Origin of the sequence: Streptomyces anthophorae (assembly GCF_049310305.1) — a bacterium.
GTDB lineage: Bacteria > Actinomycetota > Actinomycetes > Streptomycetales > Streptomycetaceae > Streptomyces.
Genome location: NZ_JBLWQQ010000001.1, coordinates 5,593,322 through 5,614,898 on the forward strand (window position 1 = coordinate 5,593,322; position 21,577 = coordinate 5,614,898).

General features: G+C 65.3%; 14 protein-coding genes. 5 read left to right on the forward strand and 9 right to left on the reverse strand.

Annotation, left to right across the window (positions count from 1 at the left end):
- Positions 1–96: 96 nt before the first annotated feature.
- Complete coding sequence (locus ACNYS0_RS25515; protein WP_422476786.1) at positions 97–1,176, forward strand: hypothetical protein; 1,080 nt, start codon at positions 97–99, stop codon at positions 1,174–1,176.
- On the opposite strand, the gene ACNYS0_RS25520 is transcribed toward ACNYS0_RS25515, so the two are convergent.
- The gene (locus ACNYS0_RS25520; RefSeq protein WP_422476787.1) at positions 1,097–1,315 is read right to left on the reverse strand and encodes a DUF397 domain-containing protein; all 219 of its coding nucleotides are present in this window, start codon (positions 1,313–1,315) and stop codon (positions 1,097–1,099) included. The two genes, ACNYS0_RS25515 and ACNYS0_RS25520, sit on opposite strands and share 80 nt — an antisense overlap.
- Positions 1,315–2,160: a helix-turn-helix domain-containing protein gene (locus ACNYS0_RS25525; RefSeq protein ID WP_422476788.1), complete on the reverse strand. Its 846-nt coding sequence runs from the start codon at positions 2,158–2,160 to the stop codon at positions 1,315–1,317. Before ACNYS0_RS25525 ends, ACNYS0_RS25520 begins: the two co-directional genes overlap by 1 nt.
- Before the next feature lie 225 nt (positions 2,161–2,385).
- On the opposite strand from ACNYS0_RS25525, the gene ACNYS0_RS25530 reads away from it, so the two are divergent.
- A complete protein-coding gene (locus ACNYS0_RS25530; RefSeq protein WP_422476789.1) occupies positions 2,386–3,066 on the forward strand; it encodes an ATP-binding protein in 681 nt (226 codons plus the stop codon).
- Here the strand turns inward: ACNYS0_RS25530 and ACNYS0_RS25535 are convergent.
- The 4 genes from ACNYS0_RS25535 to ACNYS0_RS25550 are packed head-to-tail and all read right to left on the reverse strand — an operon-like array spanning position 3,032 to position 10,801.
- Complete coding sequence (locus ACNYS0_RS25535; RefSeq protein WP_422476790.1) at positions 3,032–4,132, reverse strand: AAA family ATPase; 1,101 nt, start codon at positions 4,130–4,132, stop codon at positions 3,032–3,034. The genes ACNYS0_RS25530 and ACNYS0_RS25535 overlap by 35 nt on opposite strands.
- A complete protein-coding gene (gene drmB, locus ACNYS0_RS25540) occupies positions 4,129–6,057 on the reverse strand; it encodes a DrmB family protein (protein ID WP_422476791.1) in 1,929 nt (642 codons plus the stop codon). Before drmB ends, ACNYS0_RS25535 begins: the two co-directional genes overlap by 4 nt.
- The gene (locus ACNYS0_RS25545) at positions 6,024–9,188 is read right to left on the reverse strand and encodes a helicase-related protein (protein WP_422476792.1); all 3,165 of its coding nucleotides are present in this window, start codon (positions 9,186–9,188) and stop codon (positions 6,024–6,026) included. The genes drmB and ACNYS0_RS25545 overlap by 34 nt, the downstream gene beginning before the upstream one ends.
- On the reverse strand, positions 9,188–10,801 hold the full coding sequence (locus ACNYS0_RS25550; protein ID WP_422476793.1) for an NERD domain-containing protein: 1,614 nt from the start codon (positions 10,799–10,801) through the stop codon (positions 9,188–9,190). Before ACNYS0_RS25550 ends, ACNYS0_RS25545 begins: the two co-directional genes overlap by 1 nt.
- 142 nt (positions 10,802–10,943) lie before the next feature.
- Between ACNYS0_RS25550 and ACNYS0_RS25555 the strand changes: the two genes are divergently transcribed.
- Genes ACNYS0_RS25555 through ACNYS0_RS25565 form a run of 3 tightly spaced genes read left to right on the forward strand, consistent with a single transcriptional unit; the run spans position 10,944 to position 16,329 of the window.
- Positions 10,944–14,444: a sigma-70 family RNA polymerase sigma factor gene (locus ACNYS0_RS25555; protein ID WP_422476794.1), complete on the forward strand. Its 3,501-nt coding sequence runs from the start codon at positions 10,944–10,946 to the stop codon at positions 14,442–14,444.
- Positions 14,444–15,436: a hypothetical protein gene (locus tag ACNYS0_RS25560; protein WP_422476795.1), complete on the forward strand. Its 993-nt coding sequence runs from the start codon at positions 14,444–14,446 to the stop codon at positions 15,434–15,436. The genes ACNYS0_RS25555 and ACNYS0_RS25560 overlap by 1 nt, the downstream gene beginning before the upstream one ends.
- On the forward strand, positions 15,433–16,329 hold the full coding sequence (locus ACNYS0_RS25565; RefSeq protein ID WP_422476796.1) for a DUF6339 family protein: 897 nt from the start codon (positions 15,433–15,435) through the stop codon (positions 16,327–16,329). The genes ACNYS0_RS25560 and ACNYS0_RS25565 overlap by 4 nt, the downstream gene beginning before the upstream one ends.
- Here the strand turns inward: ACNYS0_RS25565 and ACNYS0_RS25570 are convergent.
- From ACNYS0_RS25570 to ACNYS0_RS25580, 3 genes are read right to left on the reverse strand one after another with little or no spacing between them, the layout of a single operon-like run.
- Positions 16,316–17,587, reverse strand: a complete 1,272-nt coding sequence (locus ACNYS0_RS25570; protein WP_422476797.1) for a DNA cytosine methyltransferase — start codon at positions 17,585–17,587, stop codon at positions 16,316–16,318. The genes ACNYS0_RS25565 and ACNYS0_RS25570 overlap by 14 nt on opposite strands.
- A 42-nt stretch (positions 17,588–17,629) precedes the next feature.
- Positions 17,630–18,622 (reverse strand): DNA cytosine methyltransferase, encoded by a 993-nt coding sequence (locus ACNYS0_RS25575; RefSeq protein WP_422476798.1) that lies wholly within the window; start codon positions 18,620–18,622, stop codon positions 17,630–17,632.
- A 46-nt stretch (positions 18,623–18,668) separates the two neighbouring features.
- Complete coding sequence (locus ACNYS0_RS25580) at positions 18,669–21,560, reverse strand: Z1 domain-containing protein (protein ID WP_422482776.1); 2,892 nt, start codon at positions 21,558–21,560, stop codon at positions 18,669–18,671.
- Positions 21,561–21,577 lie beyond the last annotated feature (17 nt).

Consider the following 21,577-nt stretch of genomic DNA (forward strand, 5'->3'; position numbering starts at 1 on the left):
GACGGGGCGGCGCTGAGCCGTCACAGTCCGGTCCGCGCCCCGCCACGGCCCGGATACGGAGAGGTGGGCGCGCCCGGGTCCGGGCACGAAGCCCACGTGAACGACACCGCCTCCGCGCGCGCACTCGCCCGCCACCCGCTCGCCCTCACCCAGGACCAACTCCTCACCCGCGAACAGCTGATGGACCTCGGCTGCGCGAACTCCACCACCAACAACCGTTGCCACCGCGGCGGCCCGTGGCAGCGGCTGCTGCCGCGGGTCCACCTCCTCCACTCCGGCACCCCGACCCCGCGTCAGCGCATGCGCGCGGCGCTCCTGTACGCGGGTGAGGACGCCCTGCTGACCGGGCACGCGGCGCTCGCGGCACGGGATTTCCGTGCGGCGCCGCGCCCGGAGCGCTTGCGATGGGTGGACGTACTGGTCCCGTACGAGGGGGCGGGCGCGCGCGGAACGTCGTACGTGAGGGTGCACCGCACGCGCCGGATGCCGGAGGCCTGCCCGGTGGCGGGGTTGCGGTGCGCGGCACCGGCCCGCGCGGTGGCGGATGCCGTGCCGGCGCTGGCCTGCGAACGCGATGTGACGGCGCTCCTTGCGGAGGCGGTGCAGCGGGGCTTTTGCACGCCGGATGAGCTGCTGGCGGAACTGTCCGCGTCGCGGCGCCGCTACGCCCCGTACGTGGCGAGGTCGACGGCCCACTTGATGGCGGGCATCCACTCACCCCTTGAGGCGGACGCCCGGACCCTGATCCACGCGTACGCCCTCCCGGAACCCCTGTGGAACCCGAACCTCCACGACCCGGTGACCGGCGCCTTCCTGGCCCGCCCGGACGCGTACTGGCCGGCGGAGGGCCTGGCCCTGGAGGTCGACTCCCGCGAGTACCACCTGAACCCGGCGTCCTGGCGCCGCACACTGTCCCAGCGCAACCGCCTCGCGGCGGCGGGCCTCCCAGTGCTTGCCGTCACGGCGGAGGATCTGCGGGGGCGGGGGCGGGGGCGGGGGGAGGGGGTGGCGGGGGAGATTCGGGGGGCGTTGGCCGCGGCGCGCTGCCGCCCGGCGCCTCACCTCCTCGTCAACCCGCCGCGGCGGGAGCCGAGTTCTACCTCACGCCCTGCGGACCGCGGGGGTGGCCGGAGCCCTGAAGGGAGAGCAGGAAGTGGGCCCAGGAGCGGGCGCTGAAGGTAGCGACGTTTCCTTCGGGGGCCTTGGAGTCACGAACGACCATCGAGCCGGCGGCTCGGGCGCACTCGACGCACTCGTTTCCGCTTCCTCCACTGAATGACGACGTAAACCAGTGGAGTTGCTCTCTGTCGGACATCAAAGTTCCCTGCTTATACGGTCGATGAGCTGCGCCGAGGCGCCGAGATCGAGCGCCTGTGCGCAGAGGTACTGGAAGGCCAACTTATAGCGTTCGAGCTCCTGGGGCTTCTCCATGAACAGGCCCCCGCCGAGGATGTCGACGTAGACGACGTCGAGTTCGGGCGTCGCTCCACCGAGGATAAGGAAGCTGCCCACCGCTGCGGCGTGCGCGCCCGATGCGAACGGCAGTACCTGCACGGTGATGTTGGGGCGCTCCGACATGGCCAGCAAGTGCCGCAGTTGTGCGCTCATTACCTCGGGGCTGCCGACCACACGTCGGATCGCCGCCTCGTCGATGACGGCCCAGACGTGCGGTGGCTCGTCGCGGTCGAGCAACTCCTGGCGCTTCATGCGGATCTCGACCATGTGCCGCACCTCCTGCTCGGGGCAGCGCATTTCGGAGGCGCGGTGCACGGCCTCGGAGTAGGCGCGGGTCTGGAGCAGCCCCGGGACGTACATGGAGGCGTAGTGGTCCTCGCGGATGGCCTCGTCCTCGAGGGTGAGCATGAGGTTCATGGACTCGGGGACCGGGTCGGCGAGCGAGCGCCACCAGCCCTGAATCCGGGCGCCCTTGGCGAGCTCGACGAGCGCTTCACGCTCCGCGTCGTCGGCCCCGTACTCACGGCACAGCGCGTCGACCGTCGGCCACTTCACGCTGCCTTCTTTGGTCTCGTAGCGACTCAACGTGGCCTTGGACGAGCCGACACGAGCGCCTGCCTCCTCCAGGGTCAGTCCGGCTTCCTCGCGAAGGCGCCGCAGGTCCGCCCCTAGTTGGCGACGGCGAGTGGTGGGTCCAACGGCCATGTTCAGTGCCTTCCGTGTCGATCCATCAGATCGTGAGGGGCGGCCGTGTGCCACGGCAAGGTGGCGCGCGCCAGGGGCGCACGGGTGCGTCGCGTGCTCCTTCTGCCTCGTTATGAGAGTTCCATTTTGGAAGTTCCAATGCAACTCTCGGTAGTGAATCGAGTGCGCATAGCGTTCTCAAGTCGAGCCGTGGGGAGTCTGGTTGTGGACTGTGCATCCACTTGCATGTCACGAAGGTCTTGGAATCTGGCCTTCACGGCCGAGCCCGAGGAAGTGGCAGGCCTGCGCCGAGTCATGCGAGCACACCTCGAACGCTGGGGCCTGCACGGGGTGATTGAGTCGGCCCAACTCTGCGTGAGCGAACTGGCCTCCAACATCATCACGCATGTGGGCACCGGAACCCCCGCCACGCTCGCCGTTTCGATGAACGGCACGTACCTGCGCATCGAGGTCCAGGACCCCGACACCGGGGTCCTGCCCACGCTCCTTGCCGCCACCTCGGACTCGGAGTCGGGGAGAGGCGTGGCCCTGGTCGATGCCGTATCCGATCGGTGGGGCGTTGAACTGCGAGGTGGCCGCAAGGTCACTTGGTGCGAACTGGCGACGGATTTGATGTCGCCGGGCGGGCACGGGGGAGGGGCTTGGGTCACGAAGGCGGAGGCCGTGCTGAGGCTGAGCGGAAGGCTCGAGCCGCCGCTCCAACCGGTCGGCCGAGACAGGATCCACGTCGCCGTGGCGGAGGAGACGGCGATCGACCTGATCGCCGATCTCCTTCACTGGCTCAGGGCGCACGGGTGCGATCCGGATACGGCTCTGGACCGGGCTCAGGTTCACTTCGAGTCGGAATGCGATTCCTCACGCTGGTCGCACCTCACCCGGGCCGCCTGGCGAGAAGGGACTCGCTGATGCTCGAAACGATGGCCGGCTCCCGAGGGCCGCGATAGATGAAATGGAGGTCCTCGCGGGCGCGGGTGCACAACACGAAGAAGCGTAGTCGCGCATCGACACTCGTTGGATCTTCTGTGTACGCGTCCAGGTCCGGCACGAATACGCTGTCGAACTCCAGGCCCTTCATGCTGGCAGTGGTCACGATCCGGATGGGCTTTGCGGAGAAGTCCATCTCCATCCGGTGTCTGTCGTCGTGGACGTAGGCCTGGGTGTATTTGGAGAGACTGTGCAAGGTGAGCCTGCTCTGGATGTCTCGAAGCAGGGAGCTGTATCTACAAATGATCCCGATGCTTCGTCCAGGGTTGGCATGGAAGTACTGGGTGATACCGGTGACGAGTTGTTCGAGAGAGTCCATTCGTAGTGCGCATGGAATGCTTCCGGAACCTGCTGGGGTGTGGCCCCCCGTGAATGCCCTGTCATGGAACCCGGATGCCAGCATCATGATTTCGCGACTGTTGCGATGGTTGTTGCGCAGTATGAACGGGTCTGTATGGGTGGAAAGCGCGTGGCCTATTTCCGATAGGGAGCTCTGCTCCTCGCCAATTCGTTGTTCCTCGTCGGCGAATACTGTTACACCGATGCCGATTACTCGGCAGAGCTCGTAGAAAGCGACGGGAAGGTTCTGGCCCTCATCGATGACCAGGTGTGCTGTGGACGTGACCCGCTGCAAAACGCAATGCCTCTGCATATCGAGCCAGTCGTAGTTCCATCCGCCTTCGTCTGTTTGCGGAGGGTCGACCTGGAATCGTTCTCGCCAGAACCCCCTGACCCACCTGTGAAAAGTGGTGACAGTAACGGATTCCGTCAGGCCGGGGGATGCTTGGTCGAGATATTGGCGCAACAGGTTGGAGCGTGCGAAGAGGGTGACCTCTCGACCCGCTGTTGCCAGCGACCAGGCGCGGAGGACGGCCATCACCGTCTTTCCTGCGCCAGGTCCTCCCGTCACGACATGGCGCCCGTGGAAGGGGCTGTCGATGACGGCTTGTTGTTCTGGCTCGAGATCCAGAAGAGAAGGGAACCTCATGACAGATCAACGGTCCTTGCCGACTCCTCCACGGCTGCTTGGACGGCATCTCGGAAGAATCCCGGCACCTCGCCGTCACCGATCAACAAGGTCCTGTCCAGGAGGGAGTTGTCGATCTCGCAGCATGTTTCAGGCAGGAGCGTGCATGCATGGCAGGCAGCCCTATTGAGGTTGGCCAGGGATCGCCCCGTCGAATCGGCGCACAATGGGTCCTGAGAGCACCACTGGGCCGATTCGAGCAGACGGATCAGGGTTTCCCGGAGATTGCGTGGTTGACCTTGGCGGACGAGTCCGCCCAGTGTTCCTTCCGCGTCCCCCGCAGCCGTGTAGATGAATACCCCCGACTGCGGGGGGTGTTCACTGCCCGGCGCGTGACTCCGAGCATAGACCCGCTCGCGGAGCGAGGCTGCGTTGTAGCCGCTGTCATAGGAGAGCTGGCGAATGAACTGATGGGCCAGGGTGTGGAGCATGACGAATCGCGGGAGAAGTTCGGGGCCGGTCTTCTCGCCGAGTCGATCGGCCTTGTAGGAGTGCCTCACGTTCTCCGCGATTCGGCGGGTCCATTCGCGCACTGAGGGCTGTCCCTCCCAGGCGGTTAGGTGTTGCTCGTCGATGGAGAGAAAGATTCCTTCACCCAAGGTGTCGATGGCGGGCAGCCACTGGGCGCGGGCGTGAGTGTTGACCGACACGATCCGGCCGCCCTCTCCCTCCTCACCGTCACCGGCGTTGGCCTCGTAACGCGTGAACCCTTCCAGCGCCCGGACTTCACGTACGCGATCGGCCAGGACCACGTCGGAGATTCGTGCGTTCAACTCCAGCAGCGACCGAGGATCGTCGGGGTCTACTCCGAGATGGGTGCGACGAACGGCGAACGTACGAGACATGGTGGCGGACTCCGGGGCGGTAAAGGCTGCCCACTCGGCGATGCTGAGATCGTCGTCCGCGTCGACCACCGTCGTTGCCGCGGCAGTCTCCTGCGCATGTCGGCGTTGCAGAGACTCGATGAAGTCCTCCGAGACGGAGAACTTGATCGCGAGGATATTCCTGAAGGCATCCGCATTGGGGGCGTTTTCGGCACTCGTGAGGTCGGTCCACAATTCGTGGTCCGTGATCCTCGCGGCCAGCTCTTCGTCCTCGGAAGACCCTTGTGGGGCAGGAATGTCGAGGGCTGAGTGAGTGATCGGAAAGTACACGTTGGACGCGCCGCGTTGGACTGCTTGTGGTGTCTCTTCGCATTGAACCGCTTCATCGGTATCGGAGTTCCACGGGTGGGTTCCCGGACATGGCAGACCGATCCGTTTGAGGATGTTCTTCTGGCTGATGCCGGCAAGGCTGCGCTCGGCCCGGCAGGACGTGGCCATGCACACGACCCGGAGGGCTTCCAGCCCAGAGGAGTCAGGGGTCGCGACGAATCGGAGTGGCTGGCCCTGGCACTGGCGCTGATCATGATTTTCCGCCGTGGAATGGGCCCATCGACGCCAGTTGATGTCGGCCATGTGCCCCGAACTGCACACCTGAATGAAACGCATGGGCGCCAACTGCGGCCTGCCGGGGCAACGGCCGCAGAGCGGTGCCCTGTCCCGTTGTTCGTTGATCAGTTTCCAGCGAGTCATGGTCCGGCAATGGGGGCAGAACAGCCACTTGGGAAACCGTACGTACACGGGCCCGATGCGAGCCGCGAAGGCAGCCTTTCCAGAAGGAATCACGGGTGCCGACCGAAAGCCCTGGACACCCAACTTCCGGGCCAGGCGCGGTGATTCCACTCGCTCACCGTGGGCCGACCAGCTACGAGTGTCCGCGGCGACGAATGATTCGCCTCGAAGGTCGATAATCCCTCCGACACCGAAGGGAACGATGGTCTGCGCCCTGCGCACCTTGCGTCGAACGTCCTTCATCGCTTGACTCCCCTCACTTCGACTAGGCATTCACGGTCGACGTTTCTCATCGACTGCGGTGTCTGCCAACGGCCACCCTGTTTACCGAAGTCGGTGAGCAGGGCGTAGTACAAGCGACCCTGCGATTGGTAGTAGAGACGGCTGCCGTCGTGCCGAGCGGTCTCTGCCTCCTGCCGCCACTCCTCGATCAGGTCGTCGAGCTTCTCGGTCGAGGCATCGGCCTCCGTGGAGTCGGCCCGCTGGACGTGGCCCACGATGAGGTTTCGAATGCGTGCCACGTCGTCCGGGTGATCCAGGATTTCCCCGGCCCGGTTCTCGGCACTCAGGCCGAGTCCGTGTCGTACGAGGATGGTCAGCACGGCATGCAGCGCACGGTTGCGGGAAGGCATGGACCACGGTGTGACACTGGTCGGCTCCACGTGCCGGTAGAGCGAGCGGTGATAGACACCGAAGGACTCGTAGTGCGACCTGTCGCGCGGTTTGGTCGAGCGGAAGAGCGTGAGGATCAACCCCGGCACATGACGTCTTCCCACTCGGCTGGTGGCCTGGATGTACTCCGATGTCGTCTTGGGCTGCCCGTTCATGAGCATCAGGCCGAGGCGTGGGACGTCGACTCCGACCGAGAGCATGTTGGTCGTCGCGAGGAAGGAAATGCTGCCGCGTTCCTTGTACTGCTTGCCCAGGCGTTCCAGAAGTCTTGGTTGTGCGGAACGTGGGATGTTGCTGGTGAGTTCGAGCACGGAGTCGTCGATCAGTTTGCGACGCCGCTGGTTGTCGTTCGTCAGGTGTTCCAGGCGCGCGGGGATGTCGTCCCGCGCGATGGTGACGGTGCGTCCGAGCTCTCGCAGGCTGTTGTGGTAGGCGACCACGGTCCAGTAGGTGTCCCGGATGGCGTCGTCCTCGGATACTTCGTTCGGGGCCTGCAGGGCGGCGGCGCCCACGTGGACGGTCGAGGTCGAGGCGGTGTGTCCCTGGGCCATGACACCGACGTACAGTCGCCCGGGCTTCTCGGTGTCGGGTGACGCGAAGTACGAGTTCCCGGCATCGATGCCGGCCGGCGGAAACAGCTGAGTGGGGCGTCCGTAGAGGGCTTGGACCTGGTCCTGCGAGCGTCGGATGGTGGCTGTGGAGGCGATGACCTTTGGCGGGGCACCGCCCCATGCGCACAGTTCGAGGATGGCGGATTCGTACAGACCGACGGTTGTTCCCAGAGGTCCGGCCAGAAGGTGCAGTTCGTCCTGGATCACGAGCGACGGCTTGAGCGTGCCGTTCCCACCGAAGAGGTTGCCCGCATCCGGTTCCCACGCCAGCCGAGCGAATTTGTCGACCGTGCCGAGCAGGAAGGTAGGTGGCTGTTTGTAGATCTGCTGATCCACCACGGCGACCGGGAGGCCCTTGTGGAAGTAGCAGGTTGCGCGTGGGCAGAAGAACGAGGTGGTGATGCCGTCGGCTGTGATGCCGAAGTCCTTGTCCTGCCCCTGCCGCTCCGGGACGATCTCGGTTCCGCACCAGGGGCAACGCTCCAGCAGGAAACGATCGTCCGGTTCGTTCATCTGCTTGAGGTCGCTGAGTTCGTCCTGTGCAGCGGCGATTTTGTTCGGCGTCGTGTCCTGGCCGACCCAGAGCCCAATGGAGATGGGCTCTTCACCCAAGTCGTGGGACAGCGCGCCATCGCGCCCCGCCCGGATGTATTCGAGTGCGCAGACGGCCGTCGCCGTGCGCTGGAACTGTTGAGTGGTGAGCAGGCTCAGCGTGTACCGGCTCAGAACGGCTGTGCCTCCTCCTTCGGCGCCGAACGTCATGCGGCGGCGGAGGATTTCGAAGCAGGCTGCGAGAAGGTAGGCCTCGGTCTTGCCGCCACCGGTGGGGAACCAAATGAGGTCGACGGTGGTGCGGTCCTCATGTTCTGGCTTCATCATCCCTTCGACGATGAGGAGGAAGTAGGCGAGCTGGAACGGGTACCAGGCGTAGTCGTCGCCCGGTTCCATAGGCTCGACGACCTCGCTGTCCCTGCGGCGACGGGTTCCGGCGAACTCCCTTCTGCTGTGCAGCATTTGCAGAGCCATGGCACGGTTGGCCAGCCGGAATGCCTCACGTGCCTTCCCTGCTGTTCGGGTGTCCCCGGTGAGGGCCTCTACCCCTGATTCCATACGGTGGCGGGCGGTCTTGATGCGCTTGATGATGCGCTCAGCGGGTTTCGTGGCCCACGCAGGGAGAGATGCCTTCTTCATCTCCTGTGATGTGAACCAATCTTGGTATCCACGCACGAAAGAGAGGAGTTCGGCCCGAAGGCTGTCCACGGACAGTTCGGGATCCGAGAGGTGCGCGAGATTGAGCACCCGCAGGTCCTTCGGGCCATCGGGCTTGATGTGCTCGACCACCTCTTGAGGCATGACCTGCGCGCTCACCTTAGTGACATCGGTGGAATCCTCGCTCCACTCCACGGCGCATCCGTGCCCCACTGCTCGGGTCACCATGTGCCGGTATTGGACGCGCAGTTCCTGCTCCTCCTCGTCGCTGCTGTTGAGACGAGTGCTCGGGTATTCGAGGACCGTTCCGTCGAGTGTCCGAGCGGACAGCTCGGCCTGGAAGAGCATCAGGTCCCGGTCCTTGTGGGAGCTCTCGTCCTCTCGGTGGGCGTTGGCGAGTACGCAGGTGACGAGAGAACCTCCGCCGAAGGGGCGCCACCGCACGTGGAGGCGACCATGTCCGTCCAGGACCTCGACCGGGTCCGTGTCCTCGGTGGAGACCGTCGGCGTGGAGGAGAGGCGGGGCAGCCGCTGCCAGGTGCGTCGTCCACCTTCGCGGGACGTGGAGTATCGCGATGCCGCACATGTCACGTGGATGCGGCTGGCGTTGGTGAAGAACGAGAAGCCCAGGGATGACGGCAGCCATGCGTTGGCCTCGGCCACGGGGTCGTCCGCGAAGCCGTCCTCTTCTCCGGGGCCGGCGACCGTCTCGTTGAAGCCCTGCTCGCCAGCGTCCTGGGAGTGTTCGGTCAAGGATGCCCCCCGCGGGTACAGGGTGCCCATGAGGTAGCGCCGGTCCGGGGGGTCGGTGAGTGTTTCGTCGTCGGCCCCGGCAGGACCGACCAACTGTTTGCGGAGGTACTTGACGAATTCTTCACGGTGCTTGGAAAGCTGGGAATCCGAAGCGTTCATCACAGCTTCCTCTGTCGCATCAGTTCGTTCGCGCCGAGTTCCTTAAGTAGTTGGCGTGTACCTGGGCGGCACGCGATCCACAACTGGGCGCGGGCCCGGGTACAGGCCACGTAGAGGGCGTCGAGCCGGCCATCGAGGTGTTCCGGCTCCATGTCGATGAGACAGACGATGTGATTCTCGTGGCCCTTGAAGTCGGAGACGGACGACCAGGTGAGACGGTGTTTGGTGCGAGGCGTCCCCACCACGTTCACAAAACGCTCGATCTTGGATGCCCGCTGCGAGAGATGGGCCGAACTCGTCTCCCAGTCGCCGGACATGGACAACAGAGTGATGTCTTTCGGTGAGACGTCCTCTTGCACGAGCTCGTTCACATAGGCATCGAGCTTGGTGGCTTCGTCGCGCACGTCGCGCACATCCGCGAACTGAGCCGGTGTACCCTCGCCGGCCGAAGCCACCCCCAGGTCCGCTCCCGTGTAGAAGCGGACCTGCTTGACGATCTGCACGGTGTTGCGGCAGTTGCGTTTCAGCGGGCCGTACGAAAAGCCGAGCGGACGCAGGTAGTCCCAGGCGTCCGACTCGAAGTCCTCGGAGGCCAGTACCTGGTTGTTCGGGTCGAGCATGAAGATCCACCGGCCTTCTGCCAGCCCGCCGTCAACCAGCTTCTCCAGGGTGTCCAGACGGTCGAAGGACATCAGGTCCTGTGCCTCGTCCACGATCAGGTGGTCGAAGGTGCGTCCTTGGACTTCGTCGAGACGGTGGAAGGGCAGGACCGTGACGGAGTGATCGGCGAGGATGCCTGCCAGGTGGGCCGCCAGTGTGGTGCTTGCGCAGGTGAACAATACGGTGCCTCTTGCGGACTTGCGACGGGCCGCCTCGGCCGCGAGGAACGTTTTCCCGGTTCCAGCGCCGCCGGTCCAGATGAGTCGGGGATTCGACTCCAACTCATCGAGTCGGTCCAACTGTTCAGCGGTCAGGCGTTCGAAGGAGACGTCAAGATCCGTAAGCCTGGACTGGAGATTGGGGACCAGGTCAAAGTCCGGGCGGACGGCCTCGAGCATTCGCCTGCGCAGCGTGGCGGAAACGGGGATGCGCGCCCCCCGGTTGGCAGCAAGCCAGAATCGGGTGGCCCGCTCGATACCCAGTTCCAGGCCGCGGCCGCCGTCGTAGGCGTCCCGACCGAGATACTGCTGGGGTTCGAACTGGGTCATACGCGGGATGTTGATGTCCGGGGTGATCACCAGGTAACCGCTCGGGACGCCATGGTTCTTCAAGTCCCCGACCAACTCGCCAAGTTCTCGCTCAAACTCGTGCATGCCATCACTGGCCTGCACCCAGGGGCTCTTCTTGGGGCCGTCTTCACGGCCGGCCGGGCCGTAGAACCACTTGCCGTCCCGCTGGATCACACGACCACCCTTCACCTCGATGAAGAGCAGGAGGTCGGGCGTGATGACGATGAAGTCGATCTCGCCGAGGCGCTGTTTGTGGTGTTTCGGCAGGTGAACCGTGTGCAGCGCAACACTCTGGTCGTCGGGGATCGCCTTGAGGGCTCTGTGCACGCTGTGCTCGGCCCTGCTCTTGGTGTCGCTCGAGATCTCGCTCGGAATGATCCGCATCAACTCTCCCCATGGTCACGCCAACGCTTCCTAAGTATCGAGGGTGGACGCGCGTTGTCGCAGGCCTTCGTGGGGAAGTGCTGGCGGCAAGTGCTGGATGGATGGTGAACTTGGGGGAGCTGGAGCGGAGTGCGGGGGAGCGATGGCAACGGGGCGGACTGGCTCAGCCAACAAGCCTGAGAATGAGGGTGGTTGGGCGACTCTGATCGACCTCGTCCGGCGATTCACGGCCGAGGGCGTTGGGCTCCGCGTCGCTCTGTGGCAGGTGGTGAAGGCTGCGAGACTCGATGCGGCGCAGGCGCAGGAGCTCTACCAGTTTGTTGCTGCAGCAGACGCTGGTCTTGAGCCCGTCGATGGCGACCAGGACCTCCCCAATGAAGTCATCGAGGACGTTGGCGACGCGACCGCGGAGGACGTTGGCGTCGACGGGCCGCCTGACGACTTCGAGGTGTCCGAGGAAGAGGCGGAGGAGATTCCGGACCTCGAGTCGCTCCGAGGCACCGTGCGGGTTGCCGATCACGATGAGGCGAGGCGTGCGGCTCGCGCGGTGATCGCTGCCGACGCCAGGAGGAGAGCCCCGGAGGACCGGCTCCTGAGTCCCGAGGAGGAGGTGGGGCTGTGCCTCTTGTTCCGGGCGGAGAGGTCGCCGTCGGAGTCGCTGCCCTCGGGCTACGCGGCCGGGCTGTCGAGAGACAGCGAGGCCCACAGATCCTTCAGTGCGATGGTCCTGCACAATCAGCGCCTTGTTCACAAGATTCTCCAAAATTTGGGCTACAGGGAGACGGCCTCGGCATACGCGGACCTCGCTCAGCATGGAATGGCGGGTCTGATACGGGCGGTGGAGAAGTTCAACGTCTCGCTTGGTTGCAAGTTCTCGACATATGCGACGTGGTGGATTCGGCAGAGTGTCAGTCGAGCGGTTGTGAATGAAGGGTCGTTCATTCGCATTCCCGTTCACATGTGGGAGCGGTTGGATAAAGTTCGCAGGATGGAGCGCGAATTTCTGAACCGAGGCGAAAAGCCGAATGTGGATGATTTGGCTCTGGCGTGCAAAATCAGCCCCCAACGGGTCGTGGAGTGCCTGAGGTTGGCGCGCAGGACGGTGGTGTCGTTCGAGTTGCCCGTGGGGGAAGGCTCCACTCTCGGGGATCTGGTGGTCGATGAGGCCCGTCCGGTTCCAGGACCGGAGTCTGTTCTCCGTTCCAGTTTCGACCGTGAAGAGATTTTTCAAATATTCATGGCGTGTGGATTCTCTGGGCGGATTATCGAAATACTCCTCCTTCGGTACGGTTTCGTGGACGGTGAGCGCTGGACTTTGGACGAGATCGGTCGGCGGTTCGGTGTTACGCGGGAACGTATTCGCCAGATAGAGAAGAAATCCATAAAGGACATGAGGAGTCACGTGGGCCTGGACCCGGACGGCCCTGCAGAGGGGCGTCGACACGCAAAGGCCGAGGGGGCTCGGCCCAATATCCAGAAAAATACTGGAAAAGTAGACCTTCGAAAGGCTTCGGACATGCCGGTGGACGTCGCTTCGGGGGATTCGGAGTTCGGGAGATGGCTTGCCGAGCAGATGCGCGACAACCGAGTGGACCGGGACGAGCTGGCGCGACGTCTGGGCGTTACGCGGGCAGTTGTATCGGCTTGGCTCGACAACCGTTCGGTGCCGCGCCCGGACCTCCTGGTCGAGGTGAAGGCGCTCTTTCCTGTAGGGCGACAGGACCGGGCGACGCAGGCTGTCTGGTATCACCGGCCCGGCCATGAGGATGGGGGGCGGGAGTTCGGGAACGCGGCCGCGTTCGCGTTCGATCCCGATGTCGAGGTGCTCGCGCGCGAGACCTGTCAGAACAGCCTGGACGAGCGGCTGAGTGACACGGGCCGTCCGGTGCAGGTTCGTTACACGTTGCACGAGCTGACGGGCCAGCACCTGCAGCAGTTTCTGGACGCCGCACATTGGGACGAGTTGCTGCCACACTACGAGGCAGTTGCCGACCAGGACCAGAAGGTCGGTCGGGTGGTGGCCGCCGGGCTGCGTGACATGCGAGAACGGCAACGGCTGGTGCTGTTGCGTGTCGACGACTACAACGCCGCCGGTCTCACCGGTGACGACTACGCGGACGGTCGCTTCTCCGCCGTCGTTCGCCGGCAGTTGGACAGTCGCAAGGAGTCGGGACCCACTGCCGGCGGTTCCTACGGGTTGGGTAAGGCCACCGTCTGGGGGACCAGCCGTCTGGGTCTCGTGTTGATCAACTCGACGCTCTCCGAACCGCATGAGGGGCGTACCCGGAACCGCGTCGTCGGTCGTCTCGACCTGCCCTGGAGGCAGGTGGGCGACGAGGCGCTCGCAGGCCCGGCGTGGTTCGGTCACCCCGATCCGGAATCGCCGCGAGGGGAGATCACCCGATCCTGGTGGGCCGAGGACGATGAGCTCGAGCGATTCCATCTCGCTCGTGACACCGACGAACCGGGGACCTCCTTCCTTATCGTCGGCGCCTATGACATGGCCTCCTTCGATGAGCGGACCTCCGATGAAGCCGGGGACGAGGACGAGGGTGCTTCCGTGCTCGCCATGCGGGACCGCCTGCTCAAGGCGCTGGGACGCAACTTCTGGGCGGCGATGGCTGGGGGCGGTGGACAAGCTCCGTTGCTGCAGGCCTCGGTCCGGGTGCTCCGTGACGGGGTCGAGATCATGCCCGCCGAGGAAGTCGACCCGGAGACTGAGCAGCCCTCCCGTACACGTGCCGTCAGGGCCTTCCTGAACGGGACGACAGTCGAAAGGCGTACGCACGCCGACGATGTAGCCATGGCCACGATCCCCATGAATGTGCCGCTCGAGGGAGGCGGCGCCGGTGGTGAACCGCATGACGCGGTGCTCTTGGTGACCCGTGCCGACGACGGCGACGATCGGCACAAACGCCTGGTTGCCATGCGCGGCAATCGCATGGTTGTCCGGGACCGCCATGTCCCAGCGCTGCCGGGAAACGTACGCCCCTTCCAAGCTGTTCTTTTGCTTGGACTGGCCGCAGGACCGGGCGCGCGTGGAGCAGTTGCCGCCGAGCGGTTCCTGCGCGCTTCCGAACCGCCGGAGCACAACAAGTGGCGTCAGACGGAGGAACTGGCGGCACGCTACTCGTACTCGGCTCACAGACGGATCGCCACGCTCATCCGCGATGCGAATGCTGTGGTGAAGGACCTGGTCACCGTTCCTATGGCCGAACGACCGGCGGGGGGCGAGCGGTTGAAGAAGGCGATGGCGAAACCCACGAGGCCCGCGGCACGTTCACGCTCCCGACGCGGCGCGCCCACGGCACCGGCTCTGGACACCGTGGAGGCGAAGCCGATCGATTCGGGTGCCTGGGAGGTTTATGGGGAGATCAGGCCGGGTTCCGTGCCCGAGGCCGTGTTCGCCGTCCCGACAGCCCGGTTCGCCGTGCGTTCCGGCAGCGCTCCGCTCGTCTCCTGGGAGAGTGTCGAAGCCATTGAAGGGTGCGTCTGGTCGGAAGAGGACGGACTGCTGACCTTTGTGCCTGGCGCCCGGCGAGCCACCTTCCGGGCAGTCACCGACCCCGGCACCCACCCTGTCCGTGCGAGCAGAAGCGGTCTCGTCGTGGAACTGCGCACTGGTGAGAAGGAGCAGCACTGATGGCGAGGGTCATCCGCCCGTACCCGACGCTCAAGGGTACGGTCGCGTTGCGCGTGCAGGCCGCGAGTGTCAAGGGCGCCGACGGCGACTGGGAGCACCTCGACGTGGCGGTCTCCGCCGACCGCACGACAGCCCTCGGATCCGCCGACACTGTCGACTGGACCACGGCCCGGTTGCGGGTCTCGGTGACGATTCCCGCGAAGGCGACCGCTGCCGGCGAGCCGTGGAGCGAAGTGAAGGTGCTCGCGGTTCTCACCGAAGGCGCCACCAACCTCCGCTCCACCAGCTTGCTGCGACCCACGGGGGAACTCACCGAATGGACTGGTGACCTGGATGTCCTACGGACCGACATTTTTCACCGGGCCGCTCTCACCGTTCAGGTCATCGGCACGGTAGGAGGCGTTAGAGGCCGGATTCTGGCGGAGCCCGCCGAGGACTGGATTGTCGACGTACGTGCTGCTCAGCCGGAGCGAGGAGAGACGTTCAGCGTCCGGGAGACGGCATTTTCCCGCTCTCCGCTTTGGCTGCGAAACATGGCGGATCTTCCCTGGTCGATCAACGCAGCCGGGAGTCGGCCGGAGGTCCGGCTAAACACGGACATGGAGCGTCTCACTGAGCTGCTAGATGCCCAAGGAGACAGTCCGGCCGGCATCGTCGGAGGCCTCCTCTTGGCGCAACTCGGCGAGGCCATGTGGACGGCCACTTTCCATGCCGCTCTCGGTGACCTGGAGTTCGACGAGGACGATGGCAGTCCGTTGTTCCCCACGGATTGGCGGGGTGAGGCGCTGAGGGACATGCTCCAGACTGTCGTGCCCGACCTCGCCCCCGGCGAAGCGCTGCGGGAAGTACACCGTCGTCGGACAGGTGACCATGGTTGGGCAGAGCTCCAGTCCCGCATTCAGGCCGCGGCCCAGGAGCGCGCCGGCCTCGCGAAGGCCGTCCGTGAGACCGTCAGAGCATTGGAAAAGATCGACCGTGAGGAGTCGGAGTGACCATCAAAAAACCCTCCTACACCCCAGAGTTCGTCGGTTTGCTGGACGCGGAGACTGTCGCGGAGCACCTCACCGAGGGGCTGCTGACGGGCACGGAGAACCCGCGGACGCTTGACCTTTTGGATCTGGCGCGACCGCTGCCGAAGGAAGAGCGATTCCGTGCTGAGCCGGTCCGTTCGTTGGTTGATCGTGTCATGCATCAGTGTCGAAACGATAAGCCGACAGTGGCCGATGAATGGCTTGCGCCGCGTTTGCATGCGACTCTGCGTTTGACCCGTTCCGAGGCCGCGGATCCCGAACTCTGGGCCTACATCGGGCTAGTAGTGGCTCCGGACTATGTGGAGTGGCGGCACGGAGGGACAGGAAGGATCGATCCTGTTCGATTCCAGGGTTTGCATTACAAGCAGGCATTCGCACGTCTTTGGTGGGCAGCCGAACTCTTCCGAAACGGTGACGACTATCGGCCCGTGGCGCTCATCTGCAAGAACCAGCAGGACATGCTCAATACGGCCCTGCGTTTGGACGTCATGGACCACCGTCCGGTTGCCCAGGCCGTCGCAGCTCTCTTGGACCGAGGCGTTGTCTCGAACGGTCGTCAGGTCAACGCCCTCTGCACCGTTGTGAACGCGGCGGCCATGACCCTGTCCTACGAGGCGATTGCGCCGGACATCGAACGGGACGCAGGCGCTGTGGCCGACTGGATCCGACACGACTCCACCATCCTCAGCGATGTCGTTCTCCCGGTCGGCCCGGCCGAGCCTCCGGTGCCGAAGGGATCGACTGACACCCTCACGGAGATCTTCGCCGACCTCTTCAAGGACGCGCCTGTCCGTGACGGCAAGCAGGGTGACGAGTCCGAGGAGAGTGACGGCGAAGGGGTCACTTCTTCTTGACGTCGTCCGGTGGGGGGCAGCGGTCGGTGCATTCGTCGCTATCTCCGCACCCTCGCGTGCGGAGTTCCGCGGCCCGTTCCTCGGTCGCGGGCTCCCACTTGAGTGCGGCCGCGACCGGGTCCTTCGGCAGGGGCACCCCGAGCGCCGCGCCGAGAACGTGCATCGCGAACACCGGTGGTACGGCATTTCCGACCTGCTGTGACTGATCGTTTCCGGCCCACGGATAGTTCCCGGGGAAGGTCTGCAGCGCACCGGCTTCCGGGATGCTGAACCGGCGGTGGTCATCCCCGTCGACCAGGATGACATTCCGTGACACCTTCCCGGTCACGGTGAACGCCGGAAAGTGGCTGGAACGCCTGCCGCGCTTCTTCGGGTCGCCACCGGAGCCGTAGTTGGAGACCACGACGAAGTTCTCCGGCAGTGCCGTCGTCCCTTCCGGGTGCGGCAGGAACGGGCCCGCCGCCTGCAGGGCGTTGTGCATGGATCGCCAGGGCTGGGGTTCGTCCGGGTCCGGGTGGGAGTCGAACAGGGTCTGTTCCTGTACGGGTACGTCGACGGACCGTTCGTACGGCGCCCGTGGATCGAAGCTTCGGAAGGGCCCCTTGGGCAGTTCGGGGACGCTACCGAAATTGGCACGTTTCCGCCGAGCGATGAAGATGGCTCGCTGTCGGGTCTGCGGAACTCCGTAGCGTTCGGTGCGCAATACGTGCGGTACGGCACACTCGTATTCGAGCTCCCCGGTCAGGCTTTCCAGGATCTCTTTGTATTCATGCCAGACGGGGAGTGCGGTCGGTACCTGCTCCAGGACGATCGCATCGTACGGCTTTCCGTATTCGGCGTTTCGCTTCAACAGCCAACGCAGAGGTTCCAGTACCAGGGCGGCGCGGGGGTCGAGCTTCTCGAGGTCCCGGTCGATCTCGGGATTCTCGTGGTCGTCGACCAGTGCCTTCATGAGATTCATGAGCTTCTTGAGGTCTTCGATCTGACCCCGCCCCCGCCCCTTGCCGGCGACCGAGAAGGACTGGCAAGGGGGGCCGCCCGTCAGTACGTTGAACTCCTCCGGGATCTCCGAGAAGCGCTTCTTGCGTACTTCGGAGACATCTCCATGGATGGTGTTCAACCCGGCTCGGTAACGCGTCAGGCAAGCGTTCTTGTCCCACTCGACACCCAGGCTCGGAATGTCCAGGAAGTGTGCCGCTGCGTCCAATCCGCCGGGCCCGGCGAAAAGGTCGAGGATCTTGAATCGTTGTTCAGGCACAGTGGATTCCGTTGCTCTGAGGGAGGCGGTACGGACTGGATTCTAGCCGGCGGACCGGTGTGACGGTCGTCGCAGAGCGGTTTCGATCGCCCTCCCCAGGGCCGTGCTCACAGGTGGCGGGCATGCCTGGGCGATCAGGCCGTACCGCCTCGTCTTGCCGCCGGTGAACCGCCAGTCCGCCGGGAAGCCCTGGACCAGTGCCGCCTGTTCCACGGTGACGCGCACCAGGCCACCGGGCCCCAGGGCGGGGTCCCACACGAAGTCCGGGCCGGGCGGGCTGTCACCGTACGACTTGGTGTACACCCCCATCCGCTGCCAACGGCGTTGGGAGCCACGCGGACCGAAGTCGGGTCCGCCGCGCACAGTGGACCCGCCCACGAGCGTGGGTGCCACCTGATCGGCCTGGGACGCCCACCTACTTGCGTCGGACCAGCCGCGCGAGGCCATGGAATCCAGTAGCGCCTCACCAACGGTGAGTGGTTCAGGAACGGTGGCCTCCGGCAGCTGGAACGCGTCCGCGACGTCCGCGTGAACCGCGACGAGGAGGCCCACTCTGCGATCCTGGGGTACGCCGAAGTGCATCGCGTTCAATACTGTCCAGTGCAGTTGGTACCCGAGGTGCTCGAGCTCCGCGTGGGCCAGTTCGCGTACCGCCGCCAATTCCTCCGACTCCACCATGGCGGGGACGTTCTCGATCACCAACACCCTGGGGCGTACGGCCGGGGTGAGGTACATGGCTGCCCGGAACATCCGTACAGCCTCGTCGTCCGACGCGCGCTGGACGGTCGCGGCGGAACGAAACCGCGGCCCTCCCGCGAGCAGAACGTCGACGTCGTACACCTCGTTGTTCTCGGCCGGGTCGAAGTCCAGCAGATCCGCCATTTCGATCGGCCAGTCGGGCCGGTTGAGGCGGAGAATCTCGCAGGCCAGAGGATCGTTGTCGAGCAACAGTCGGGGGCGCAGCCCTGCCTGTTCCATGCCCAGCGCAAGGCCACCGGCCCCGCTGCAGACGTCGACGAACGTCAACTCGCTCACTCTGCCACCCGTCCCCTTGATTCCTCGTTTCGACAGTCCACCGTTGTCACCTCGTGTCGATGATGGCCGCACCTTCACGGGAGCTGTCGATTGTGGTGAAGCGAATCACCCGCCCGTCGTCGCCGCGAGCCGTTGTCGGCGCAATGAAAGTGAAGGCCATCACGACCTTCGAGGGGTCGGCCGGCGATGTCTCGGACATCGTCTCGGAGTTGGCCGACTCGACGATGGGATAGAGCGCGATCACCCCACGCCGTTCGGTCGCCAGCTGCTCTGTGGTCGGGTCGTCGCTCGACGGCAGGGAGCCTGCGACGCGGAGCAGTGCGGCGCGGTGTCGGGGGTTGCTGATCGCGCCGAACAGTGGGTCGCGGCGGCGCTCCACTCCGAACCAGGAGTACTGGTGGCCGCGGTCGCCGAGCGTGAGCCGCTTGCCCGTACGTGTGTGCTGAGGGGCGACCACGAGCCAGTCCGCCAGCTGTTCGGGGTCCTTGCTCATCTGCTCCAAGTAGGCGAGGTGAGGGCCGAACTGGTCGCCGGGGAGCCAGCGCAGCGTGCGGAACACGTCGAGGATCTCGCCCGGGGAGAACAGGCCGTGGAGGGCGTCGAACCTGTGGACGCGGCCGACCTCCGGGAAGCGATACGCGAAGGTGCCCGAGCTGTCGAGACGGTCGAGGACCGGGGACCACGTCTGGGTGTTGTGCCGGAGGTCTGTCGCCTTCTTCGGGTAGGCGGTCGGCTCCTCCCAGCGACCCGGTGAACGCACCTCCACCAGGCGGGAGTTGTACATCTTGTTCGGGCTGGTGGGCCTCAGCCAACTCAAGTGCTGCGACACCAGCGGTGGCACCTGCGCCGGCGTCACCTGCGGATGGCCGTCGACCAGGTCCGCCGCCGCGTACCGCTTCAGTTCATCCCGGAACGTCTCCTCGTCCCGGCAGATCGCCTCGAAGGCCTCGTACAGGTCGACGTCCTTCTTGCCCATGACCTCTTCACGCCCGAGGTAGAGGCGCACCAGATCCCGGTACCCACCCCGGAAGCCGAACCAGCGGCCCATCTGCATCAGCGTCGAGGCGTTGTTGGTGCGGCGGCGGTAGTAGGTGACGGTCAGGCCCTCCACCGTGAAGCCGCGGGCCAGTTTCTGGCCGCCGATCAGGATCTTCCAGATGTTGCGCTTGTCGAAGTCGGCTTCGCCGGTCTCGATGTCCCTGTCGCCGTTGACGACGATGATCGGCTGGTCGTCGCCGCCGATGCGGATCGCGGCCGCGCCGATGTAGGGAGCCAGTTCGTCGTACGAGGCGGGGACGGCGTGGCCCTCCGCGCGGACGTGAGAGACGGGGCGGACGTCCGATTCGAAGAGTTCGCGCAGGCGGTCGTGGCCGCGGGAGCCCGTGTAGCCGGCGTTCCACCACAACTGTGTGACCCGGCCCAGGAGTTCGCGGTGTTCCGCAGTGCGGACCGACTCGTGGATCAGCATCGTGTGGTGCGAGAAGAAGCGGTCGCCCAGGCCGCCCTTGTCCTCGCGGTACAGCTTCATGGCTGCCGTGAGGACGAACATGTCCATTGCCTGTTGGAGGGCTGTGTCGTCCTCGTCCGAGGTCAGGACGATGTCGCGGACGTGGGCCTTCTCGTTGGAGTTGGCGTATGTGCGTTCCTCCGGCGGGATTACCGAATCCAGGTCGTGGAAGTCCCGTACGCCCATGTACCCGTCGGGGCGGGGGAGCGAGACGATGAAGTCCTTCGGGAAGATGTCCTCGGTGTCGCTCGGGTCCACGAAGACGTTCGCGAAGGGCGTCGCCGTGTAGCCCACGTACTGGGCACGCGGGAGGATGCGGAGGAGTTCGGAGATCTTCTCGTTGATCGCCGTGCGGTCGGCGTCGGGCTTGCCCGTGTTCACGGACGCCTCGTCCGACTCGTCGTCGATGATCAGGACCGGTATCTCCGACAGCGGCGTCTTGATCTTGCCCAGGTCCTTCACCAGCTTGCCGAGCACCGTCTTGTTCTTCTTGACGACCATCAGGCGGGCCGAGGAACGGTGCAGGTTGCGCGGGTCGTAGAGGGGGAGGGCCGGTTCCTGCTTCTCGAACTCCAGGGCCACGATGCCCTGGAGCAGGGACTTGTAGTCGTTGTCCCGGGTCGTCATGCGGACGATGTCGAAGCCACCGAGAGCGGAGGGCAGGCCGCCGTGCGAGAGGAACTTGCCCTTGGCCCAGGCCGGATCGTCCGCGTAGTCCGACTCGTGTTCGGCGGCCCCTCGCAGGATGTTCTCGCGGCCGGCGAGTTCCATGTCCAGGCGCCGCTGGGTCTGGGCGCGCAGCAGGTTCAGGGTGCCGCCGAGGACGATGACCAGCCGGTACCCCGCGTCGACGGCCTTGGCGATGACACCGGTGAAGTTGGCGGTCTTGCCGGACTGCACATAGCCGACCACCAGGCCCTTGGACTGGTAGGCCGACTCCTGGGTGGGGTTGGCGAGACGCTCCACGACCTGGTCGGACGCGGCGTCGAGGCCGGCGACCGCGTGGTCGGGCCACCCCTTGTCCGACAGCAGCCTGCGGTACGCCGGCCAGTACCAGCCGCGGCCGACCTGGGACTGCGGGGAGTACCAGGGCGTGTGCTCGTCGGCGATGACGACCGCGGCCTCCGCCTTCGCCACCGGGACGAGAGCGGACAGCAGCTTGGCGGTGTCCTCGGTGAGCCCGAGCAACCGGTGGATGTCCGCACGGCGTGCGTCGCTGCGGGGAGGGGCGTCGGACCAGGCGGGGGCCTCCGCGTAGTCCCAGGCCGTGAGGTCCCGGCGCCAGAGGGAGACCAGCGGGTCCGAGGAGTGGGCGGCTGACAGGGCGGCGCGGAAGTCGTCCTCGGTGGTGTGGGCCTCGGCCTCGGGGCCCTCGTCCTCGGCGTGGTACGCCAGCGCGCGTTCCAGTCGCTTGGGGCGGCTGTCGCGCATGCCGGAGAGGGCGGCGG